Origin of the sequence: Bradyrhizobium genomosp. I (2014), assembly GCF_000261685.1 — a bacterium.
Lineage (GTDB): Bacteria > Pseudomonadota > Alphaproteobacteria > Rhizobiales > Xanthobacteraceae > Bradyrhizobium.
The window spans coordinates 1-9,136 of record NZ_AJQE01000428.1 but is presented as its reverse complement, the minus strand read 5'-3'; the positions used below and the strand labels follow the sequence as shown (position 1 = coordinate 9,136).

At 60.4% G+C, this 9,136-nt stretch carries 4 protein-coding genes and 6 pseudogenes; 9 read left to right on the top strand and 1 reads right to left on the bottom strand.

The annotated features are described in order from the left end of the window. Positions 1-654: 654 nt before the first annotated feature. The 4 genes and pseudogenes from IC50_RS36960 to IC50_RS39855 form a co-directional block, all read left to right on the top strand. Positions 655-2,130, top strand: a complete 1,476-nt coding sequence (locus IC50_RS36960; protein ID WP_049802016.1) for an outer membrane beta-barrel protein — start codon at positions 655-657, stop codon at positions 2,128-2,130. An 83-nt stretch (positions 2,131-2,213) separates the two neighbouring features. Then, positions 2,214-3,047, top strand: a pseudogene (locus IC50_RS36955) (transposase); the annotation flags it as partial. Further along, positions 3,048-3,735 (top strand): annotated as a pseudogene (locus IC50_RS36950) (IS3 family transposase); the annotation flags it as partial. A gap of 113 nt (positions 3,736-3,848) precedes the next feature. Then, positions 3,849-4,348: pseudogene (locus IC50_RS39855) on the top strand (IS66 family transposase zinc-finger binding domain-containing protein); the annotation flags it as partial. A 20-nt stretch (positions 4,349-4,368) separates the two neighbouring features. On the opposite strand, the gene IC50_RS36940 reads toward IC50_RS39855, so the two are convergent. After that, positions 4,369-4,575: a hypothetical protein gene (locus IC50_RS36940; protein ID WP_223153709.1), complete on the bottom strand. Its 207-nt coding sequence runs from the start codon at positions 4,573-4,575 to the stop codon at positions 4,369-4,371. Between the two features lie 779 nt (positions 4,576-5,354). Here IC50_RS36940 and IC50_RS44115 point away from each other — a divergent pair. The 5 genes and pseudogenes from IC50_RS44115 to IC50_RS36915 all read left to right on the top strand — a co-directional run. Then, entirely contained in the window at positions 5,355-5,588 is a 234-nt protein-coding gene (locus tag IC50_RS44115) for a DUF2188 domain-containing protein (RefSeq protein WP_018648284.1), read from the top strand. A gap of 26 nt (positions 5,589-5,614) precedes the next feature. Further along, a pseudogene (locus IC50_RS36930) lies at positions 5,615-6,163 on the top strand (IS6 family transposase); the annotation flags it as partial. A 129-nt stretch (positions 6,164-6,292) separates the two neighbouring features. After that, positions 6,293-6,879 (top strand): annotated as a pseudogene (locus tag IC50_RS44110) (SbmA/BacA-like family transporter). 226 nt (positions 6,880-7,105) lie between these two features. Then, a pseudogene (locus IC50_RS36920) lies at positions 7,106-7,677 on the top strand (IS66 family transposase); the annotation flags it as partial. Between the two features lie 417 nt (positions 7,678-8,094). Beyond that, positions 8,095-9,136 (top strand): NEL-type E3 ubiquitin ligase domain-containing protein (locus tag IC50_RS36915; RefSeq protein ID WP_277996273.1); only part of this gene is annotated, 1,042 nt, incomplete at its 3' end.

Below are 9,136 nucleotides of genomic sequence, written 5' to 3'. Positions count from 1 at the left end.
GGCGCTATTTAGGTACAGACCCTAGTCCCATCAGTAGGACTCGGTGAAATTAAAATCAACGGCGACACAGCGCCGTAGTCGGGGAAGCGCAGAGGGCTTCCTGTTGACATCACACGGGCCGGGTCTGCACGCGCCACCGCGCGTACACATTCAGCGCGCGAGCGGGCCACTCTCGGGTAACGTGGCCCTTGTCGGTATCGAGACCAATGTGAGCAACTTGGCGCCACACGCCGCGACGAAGTGCCTGCATAGCCTGCGAATTCACTTCGGCACGCGACTTGCTCTCTTTGCGGCATCACCACCAATCGCTTGCGATGATCCTCGGGGGCGGACTCGGCGCGCGTCGCTGTTAGCGTCTGGTCCGCCCCGACGGTTTGCTGCGGCGATAACTTAAGGGCGCTCGGTCGTGGGCCGAGACAATACAGGGAAGTGTTGGATGCGATCCGGAGTTCTTCTTTTAGGAGCCACGACAATTGCGCTCGTCGCAAACGGTGCAGCGAACGCGGCAGACCTTGAGCCAGAAGTGAAACTGCCGCCCGCGGTGTGGAACTGGTCGGGAGGCTATATTGGCGGGCACCTCGGCGGCGGCTACGGCCGAACCTCCTTCAGCAATCCTACGGTCCGTCAATCTATGGCGATGTCGTCGATACCCCAGTGCTTCTCGCGGGTGGCCAGATCGGCTACAATTGGCAGAAGAATGGCTGGGTGTTCGGCGTCGAACTCGATGCCAGCGGTGCTGTCTCCGACGGCACGAATACTTGCCTCGCCGCCTCCGGCTTTGTCGTGAGTGCAAACTGCAAGGCAGGTCCCAACGTCTTTGCCACCGGGACTGGGCGCGTCGGTTACGCGTTTGGCGCGCTGGGCCGCACGTTGGCCTATCTTAAGGGAGGAGTGGCTTGGCAAAACAATCGAGGCGACGTCGTCAACAACTTTGAAGGCGGCGCGCCACAGGAGAAAACCCATTTCGACTATGGTCGCCTCGGTGGCGTCATCGGGCTAGGCGTCGAGCAAGCACTTACGTCTGCATGGTCGGTCAACGTCGAGTATGACTATCTCCATTTCGGCGGGCCGAGTGTCGCAACGCCTCCGACGGTGCAGAATCCGCCGTTCGCCATTCTTCCGGCGAACATAACCAGCCTCTCCAGCAGCTATCACATCGGAAAGATCGGGTTGAACTACCATTTTGGCGCCGACCCGTGGGTGGTGCGTTGGCCCGATGCGCCGCTCTACGCAAAAGCGCCCGCCGGCGCGGCGCCGATTGCTTACACGGCCGGTTGGTCGTTCGAAGGCGGATCGCGACTCTGGCTCAGCCGGGGTCGATTCCAATGGGACCGCAGCGCAGTGGCCTCCGGCGGCCTTGAAGACCCCAGCATGCTAATATCGAGGCTCACCTATCACGGACTTGACGGACTTTCCGGGGAGCTATTTGGCCGTCTCGACAGCCCGTGGGGGGTGTTCCTGAAGGGCAACATTGGCCTTGGGCGCTTCGACAAAGGACACATGAACGACGAAGATTGGGGCCTCCCCCCGAACCTCTCCTATGTCAACACGATATCAGGCCAGGCCAACGGGAGGTACACCTACTACACGGCCGACGTAGGTTATGATTTCCTCCGCGCCGCCAACTACAATGTCGGCGGCTTTATCGGCTGGACGTATTACGAACAGAACTCCGATTCGAGGGGGTGTGTACAGATAGCTGCCCCACCTCCATGCTTGGCGCCGGACGACGACCAGGTCGTTGGCAGCCAGAATACTCAGTGGAATGCAGCTCGTGTCGGCCTAAGCGCCGAAACCATGCTCACCGAGCGTTGGCGTTTGAACGCTGACGTCGCTTACCTGCCCTGGACCGATTTCAAGGGGCGTGACCATCATCTCTTGCGCCCGACGACCATGTTTGATGAACAACGGAGCAATGGGGGCCGAGGCGTCCAGGTTGAAGGCGTCTTGTCCTACTTCGTCACCAGGAACTTCAGCGTCGGCGTCGGTGGCCGCTACTGGGCGATGTGGACCAACAGCCGAAGCGACTCATTGTGCAGCAGCAGCGGCTGCGTTGAGCCGACCATGCTTGCGAAGTACAGCATGGAACGCTGGGGTACGTTCTTTCAGGCCTCCTATAAGCTCGATTGAAAAGATCGCACCAAAAGCCAAGAGCCAGGCTTTCGACGCCCCCTCAAGCTTTGGTAGTGACCATCCACCTCCGCGCCACCTGGACCGGCATGCGGATTATCCGAGCCGTTGTTGCAGGCGAGCGCAATCCCGACGTGTTGGCAACCTATCGGGACGTGCGTTGTCATTCTTCGACCGAGACAATCCGCGCGGCACTGGTGGGCAACGACCGGGAAGAACATGTCTTCGCCCTCCGTCAATCGCTGGAACTATACGACGTTTACCAGGCGAAGATGCTGGACTGCGACCGCAAGCTCGAAGCCTTGATCGCCGTATTGAGCAACAAAGGGGCAAAAGCGGGCGCAAAGTTATCAAAGCCACGCGTTAAGACCAAGCAGGTCAACACACCTACCTTCGATGTCAGGGCCGCGCTGTACGGAATGCTCGGCGTCGATTTGACTGAGATCCATGGGTTAGGTCCGTCCCTCTCGCTGAAGCTCATCGGCGAGTGCGGCACGGATCTGAGGGCATGGCCGAGCGCCAAGCACTTCACCTCGTGGCGCTGCCTTGCACCGGGCAACAAAATCTCCGGCGGCAAGGTGCTGTCTTCACGCACACGAAGATCGTCCAGTCGGGCAGCCGCACTGTTGCGATTGGCGGCCACTACTGTCGGACGGAGCGATACGGCGCTCGGCGCATTCTATCGCCGGCTATCCTCACGTGCAGGCAAATCAAAGGCGGTGACGGCGACCGCCCGCAAGATCGCAGTTCTATGCTACAACACCCTGCGGCACGGCATGCCCTACAGAGATCCGGGTGCAGACCAATATGAGCGACAATATCGCAGCCGTGTGCTCGCCAACCTTCAGCGCCGAGCCAAATCACTGGGCTTCGTGTTACAGGCTCTTCCGGGGGACGCCAATCCGGCTGTTTCTTAGGAAGGCCGCAGCCTACTTCGCGAAGGAAGCGACATGAAGTTCGCCTTCGTCGCGAAGCACCGGACGATCTGGCCGGCGGCATGGCTATGCGATGCGCTGGGAGTGTCGCGGTCGGGCTTCCATGCCTGGCTCAACCGCTCTCCCAGCGCCAGATCCCGCAGCGACCAGGAGCTCGGCGGCAAGGTCAAGGCCAGCTTCGTCGCCAGCGACCGCACCTATGGCGCACGCCGGGTGTGGCGTGACCTGCTCGCCGACGGGGCGGATTGCGGCCTGCACCGGATTGAGCGGCTGATGCGCCTGCAAGGCTTGCGGGCGCGGCCGCGACGTCGGCGCTTGCCGAAGGATGACGGCGATCGACAGCTCGAGACCGTACCGGCGAACCTCCTTGACCGGCAGTTCGCCGCCGAGCGTCCCAGTACACCAGCGAGCAGTTCCAGCGCCTGATGGCCGACCACGGCATCGTTGCAGCATGAGCCGCTCCGGCAACGTCTGGGACAACGCGGCGATGGAGAGCCTCTTCTCCTCGCTCAAGACCGAGCGTACGGCCAACAAGATTTATCGAACCAGAGACGAGGCACGCGCCGATGTGTTCGACTACATCGAACGATTTTACAACACGACCCGCAGGCACTCGACCATCGGCTATCTCAGCCCGGTTGCGTTCGAGCGCAAGGTGGGATTAGCTTAACCGGGTGTCCATCAAACCGGCAGCAGCTCAAGTGAAAAGAACTAGCTGCAGTTGCCTTTTTGATTGGCCGCGATCCGACATCGCGCTAACCCAGTAGGCCGTAAGCGTGGCGCAAGCTTGCGAAAGATGCGCAGTTCGGTCGATCGTCGGAAAGCTGGACGCTGATCAACTACAGCCTGTTTTGGAGGGCATCGAAGAGGCCGTCGCGGCTCTCGAAGCAGCCGAGGATCACGCCAATCCAAGAACCTGCGAGAAGCGAACTGCCGAGCGCAGAGCCAACCGCGGTCAGCTGCCGGAGTATTTGCCGCGCATCGTCGAGACCCTGATGCCCACTGCAACCTGCCGCCCGTGCTGCGCAGGCGTCCTTTTTGAAATTGGGAGCGATGAGAGCCAGAGGCTCGACGTCGTACCGGCGCAGTATCGCGTAATCGTCACTCGCCGGCCCAAACTGGCCTGCCGCGCTTGTCATGGCGTCGTCCTCCAGCATGCCGGGCCCGAACACGGCCCACGGAGCGGCTGGTCAGCGCATGTGATCGATGCCAAGTATCATTGGCATTTGCCGCTTTATCGCCAGGCGCAGATGTTGGCGACGCACGGCATCGCCATCGACCGTCGGCCAAGCCGGTAGTCTGATCACGTCCGCAAGCGTGGTCGGCTTGGAGTGAGCACGTCTGCATAGTCCTCGAGAGCCAACCTTCTTTCCTCGCTGATCGCGTCGGCGGCATGAAACTCGAGACCTGCGACAAGTTTCGCGGATACCGATACCGCGGCGGCGTGCTGCACCGAAAGCTCGCGGTGACGCTCAATCACATCAAAAATCGTATCAAATTCAGTCGCCATGGCGCATTTGCCCCAGGCCACATTAGATCGGCACCAACCAATCCTGGTAGGTGCTTCCAGTCCTTCTCAGCGATACTGCTTGGTAGCACCCTTGGGAATTGAGCCTCTCGGGGGGCCGCGGTGGTCGGTCTCGCTTATCCAAGGGCGAAGGCTGGCCACCGAAGTTTGCAGCGCGTGGTAGGGATAAGCGCTTCCGGAGGCGTGAGCGCCGAGTCACCGCCGCCAACTTCACTGGCCGCGCGGGCGCGGTAGGGACAGCGTCGGGTTCTCACTCCCGACGGCGCCGAGTCATGTCCGCGTGCCTCCAAGTCCGCGTGTGCGCCGCGGAGTGGAGCAACCATGATGCCAAATTTATTGCCTCGTACGATCTAAAAGAGGCAAGGTCGGACCCGCACGAGCGCTTTCTTACAAATGCGATCGAGTGCGGCTGGTCTCCCGGGAGTTTGGACCCTGACGACATTCTATTTGGAGGGTTCATTTGTCGATCAAACGCAAACGGTCGCAGCACTCAACCATCAATCCAGCCTTCGACTCCAACGAGAAAGAGAGACTTGCTAGCAGCTAGGCCACATCTACGACGATTGAAGCTGCTACGTTCCGGTTCTCGTGAATAAGGGAAACTAAGGCGCGGCAGTTGGTCTCCGCGGGTACAGCAAACAGGCCAGCCTACAAGGCGCTGCTCCTTGGAGCCCACCAAATCCGGTAGTTGAGGCGACCGCGGCAGATTTGCAGAGTACGACCCCGTTTATCGATCCCAGGGGCGATGCCGGAGCAAGCTTATGGCAAGCGTTCAGTACTTCGTCACGCGCCATAAAGGCCAGTGGATGGTTGCGCTCAATTGCGAGTACTCCGGCCCCTACGCCACTGAGGAAGAGGCGATCCGCGTCGCGGTCGACGCTGCCCACAAGGAGGGAAAGGTAGGACGCGACGCTCAGGTTCTAGTTCAGGGCCATGACCACAGGTTCAGACACGAGTGGACATATGGCCAGGACCCATACCCACCGTCCGGCTAAATCGGGCTGGCGCTGGCCTTCTGGGCCGATCTCGGACACGGCCCTCAGGTGGTCACCCCGTAGTTTTGCAGCAGCGCCTTCTCGATCGCGGGCAAACAACTTGGCTTTGGCGCGCTGTCGACCAGAAAATGGCTTCGTTCTCGACGTCTTGATCCAGCGCCGAACGCGCTGCGCAGCGGCTCATGAAGAAGCTGTTGAAATACGCCGGCACGCCGCCGCGCGTGATGATCACGGACAAGCTCCGTTCGTACGGCCCTGTGAGGGCGAAGATGGGCTTTCACGTCGAACATCGCCAGCACAAAGCTCTTAACAATCGGGTCGAGATTTCTCATCAGCCGACGCGGCGACGCAAGCCGATCATGAAGGGTTTCAAATCGTCCGATCAGGCTCAACGGTTTCTGTCAGTTCACGATCAATCAGGTCGCGAACCTTTTCCACATCCCCTATCCCGGAGCCGTCACCGCCGACTTCCGTCGTGCTTCGCGCGAGCGAGCCTTTGCGACTTGGCGCGAAATCTCCGCGACAAGCCGAATCTCGAACTGAGAAGCGCCTCCTTCGGCTCGGCGGTCGATTAAGTTGACGATGCCCGACGGTCTCCTGTAATCCAAGAGGCCACAGATGCTCGGACCTCTCGTTTTTCCCCCGACCCAAGCTGTTCTTTCTCTCGGCGATCGTTTGGACCGCACTGACGATGCTGGTCTGGTATGGCTTCGCGAGCAATCTGTTCGAAGCGCCGCAAAAGGCAGGTCGGGTTGGCGACGTTCTCGTCGGCGCCGGCTCTCTGGTTCGACCTCTATTTCGCCGCGTGCGCCGCGATATTTGCGGCTGGCTGGATGTTGGTTGCGCCGCACCCCTGGGCGACGTGGTCGATTCTTGGCTCCGCGCTAATACTGTTCACCTCCTACTTTCAGGTCCAGGTCAGCGTCGCCATCAACAGCTGGTATGGGCCATTCTATGACCTTGTCCAGGCCGCGCTTTCGAAATCGGCGCAAGTGATGGTCCAGCAGTTCTACAGCGAGTTGTCGACTTTTGCCGGCATTGCTCTTGTTGCGGTCGTGTCGGTGTGATGACGCGTTTCTTCGTCAGTCACTACATCTTCCGCTGGCGGACGGCGATGAACGATATCTATGTTGCAAGCTGGCCGCGGCTGCGCGCCATCGAAGGCGCCTCGCAGCGCGTTCAGCAGGACCCCATGCGCTTTGCGAGCGGTCGGATATTCCTTCCAGGCTGCGTTCCGCCACCGCTTCCGCGGCGCGACCAGAGCCTTCGGATGATCCAGCCATCCAGCTGATGGAAGGTATCCCTCCATTGAGGCCGCCTTGTTTGACGGACGCGAGCGCTGCAGGTCCTAGGGGTAATCCTAGCATTACAGTTGCCTTTTTAGGAGATGTCTGAATCTATGGACACCATGATTCGGAGGTCGTGGACGCCAGCAGCGTCGATCGAGGAGACGCTTGCGTTGTGGGCGGCGTCGCTTCCAGAGATCAAGAAATGGATACGTCCGTTGTTCACGCAAGAGAGATGGCGTCACCTTGGCTGGCTGCTGGTCACACAGCCGGCGCAAGTTCTATGAGCTGCATGTTGCAGGAAGCTTGAAAGTGGCAACGGCGACGGTCGAGCGGATGGCGAAGCTCTGGCAGGTCGAGAAGACCATACGCGGTCAAAGCCCCGACGTAGGCGTTGCCGCGCGCCAGCAAGCCTCCACAGCGGTCGTCGCAGATCTCTTCGATCTCTGGCAGCAGACATTGCGGCGGATTTCCGGAAAATCAAAACTGGCTGAGGCAATCCGCTATGCCGTCTCGCGCCGTGCCATCTTCGAACGCTTCCAGACTGATGGTTCGCATCGAGCTCGACTCCAACATCGTTGAACGCGCCATCTGACCACAAACAATTACGAGAAAGAATAGCCTCTTTGCCGGTAGCGACGGCGGCGGACGAACCTGGGCGAACCATCGCAACACTGCTGCAGACAGCAAAGATGAATAACGTCGATCCGTGCGCCTGGCTCAGCCTAACGCCTCAGCGTATCGCCAACGGCTGGCCGAGCGGCGAAATCGACGCGCTTATGCCATGGAACCACGCCGCCTGACGGCCGCAGCTTGCCGCTTACCCTTCGACCGAGTACGTGGCAACGAAGAGTGGCAGACGCTCCGAACGCGTAAGCGCTGGCGGTGCCCATGCCAAGGCAATGGGGGCCAAGCTGGTCTTTGCGAAGCTTGACCGGTTCAACCTCAAACCGGGCTTGCTTCGGTCACCGCTGGCAACCGGCGACCCGGGGTTCTGCAGCGACATTCGTCAGCTTATCGACAGGTAGGCCTGCTAAGGGCAGAACGCTGCCACGTTGACGGCCCTCCGGGACTTATCTGGTCAACGAAATGGCAGGAAGCCTCGCAGCAGTATCGATCCATTTGCGCGTTTGGGCTCGTGTGAACAATGATCATGACACCCGGCCTGCTTCGCGACCTTGAGGAGCGGGGGTATTCTTGTTTTGGCGATGGAGATATTGATGAACACAGGACAGGCTCAGTGGAGTGCAGGTTCTTCCTCGGCCGCTTCTGAAGAGGGGGAGCAGGAAAGTTACCTCAGCGGCTTCAGCCGAGCCGTGGCGGATTTGCTCGAAGCCATGACAGGATATCGGACCCCGGCCTCCGCGCGCGCGCAGTTGCTGGACAACTGGGCGGCCGAAGAGGGGCAGGGCGAAGCCGAGAATCGGCGACAGGGACGCGCACGAATTAGGGGGGCGGACAACACTGGCTCGCACTCGCTGGATTTGTCCTCCCTCTCCCTGACCGCTTTGCCCGCCGCCCTGCCGCCAAGATTGCTGGAACTGCGCGCCAGGCACAACGAGCTAAGCAGCCTGCCCGCTAGCTTCCCACCCGGTCTTCAGCATCTTCTCATTAGCCATAACCGGTTGATCAGTTTGCCGGACGCTCTTCCGGCGACCCTCTCTCGGCTGGAGGTGGCCGATAACAGCTTGACCAGTCTGCCGGCCAACCTTCCGGCTGGGCTCGAGATCCTGAACGCAAGCGACAACCGACTAACTAGCCTGCCGGACGCTCTCCCGAGCAGGCTCACCTCGCTCGCGGTTAGTGGCAATCAGCTGACCGACCTCCCCGACTACCTCCCATCGGGGCTCATTGAACTCGATGTCAGCAGCAATCAATTGGCCGACCTCCCCGCCCCCCTTCCGAGCACCCTCCAATCGCTCAATCTCAGCGGTAACCGGCTGACCAGCCTGCCTGAGGATCTTCTTGAGGGGCGTGTACCGAATCTTAGTCTCAGCTACCCGCATTTGGAGAACCTCGAGTTCGGGGATAACCCGCTGCCGGACGACGTCCTCGCTAATCTGGCGACGGCTGAAGCGCCACCGCAGCTTGCGCAGCAATCTCTATATGAGGCTGCCGCGCAATGGCTCGCAGACGACCCGGCGACGCTGGCCAAATGGCAGCACTTTGCGGATGAGCCAGGCGCCCAGGACTACGCGCAGTTCCTGGAGAGGCTACGAGAGACCGTGAACTACGGCAATGACGAGTTTCGGCAGGCAGTGG

Coding starts and splice junctions, on each gene's coding strand:
- IC50_RS44115 (WP_018648284.1), top strand. CDS start 5,355: ATGGCAAGCGTTCAGTACTTCGTCACGCGCCATAAAGGCCAGTGGATG.
- IC50_RS36940 (WP_223153709.1), bottom strand. CDS start 4,575: ATGGCGACTGAATTTGATACGATTTTTGATGTGATTGAGCGTCACCGC.